Here is an 812-nt window from a genome sequence, read left to right on the forward strand (position 1 = left end):
CCCATGGGGTGGCTCTACCGGAGGTGTGTCGCGGGCCCGGTGATCACGGGGTGCGCCGCAACCGCGCCAACGCCAGATAGATCGCCGGCGTCGTGTACAACGTCAACCACTGGCTCACCAGCAACCCGCCTACGATCGCGATGCCCAGCGGCTGGCGCATCTCCCAGCCCTCGCCAGTGGCCAGCATCAACGGCAACGTGCCCAGCAGCGCCGCCACGCTGGTCATCAGGATCGGCCGGAAACGCAGCCGCGCCGCTTCGCAGATGGCGTCGTACGACGGCAACCCGCGCTCGCGTTCGGCCGACAGCGCGAAGTCGATCATCAGGATGGTGTTCTTCATCACCACGCCCACCAGCAGGAAAAGCCCCAGCAGCGAGATCAGGTTCAACGCATTGCCGAACGCCATCAGTGCCAGCAGCGCCCCCACGCCGGCCGAGGGCAGGGTGGACAGGATCGCCAGCGGTTGCAGGAAGCTCTCGTACAGCACACCCAGCACCAGGTACACCGCCAGCATGGCACCCACGATCAGCCACAGCTGCCGCTCGCGCAGTTTTTCGAAGCCACCGGCCTCGCCACTCAGCCTGGCCTGCACATGGGTAGGCAACATGATCCCGGCCATCGCCCGGTCCACCGCCTTCACCGCCTGGTCCAGGGTGACGCCCGGCGCCAGCGCGAACTCGATCCACACCGAGGCGAACTGCTGGCTGTGGTAGATGCGGTCCGGCGCCATGCCATAGGACCAGCTGGCAATCGAGGACAACGGCAGGCGCTGGCCGTCCTTGCCGATCACGTGGATCTGGTCGAGCGTGGAC

At 66.9% G+C, this 812-nt stretch carries 1 protein-coding gene; it reads right to left on the reverse strand.

The features are described 5' to 3' along the window. Nucleotides 1-43: 43 nt before the first annotated feature. Nucleotides 44-812 (reverse strand): efflux RND transporter permease subunit (locus AC1DQP_RS21100; RefSeq protein WP_478052507.1); only part of this gene is annotated, 769 nt, incomplete at its 5' end.

Source organism: Stenotrophomonas sp. P5_A8 (assembly GCF_056400545.1).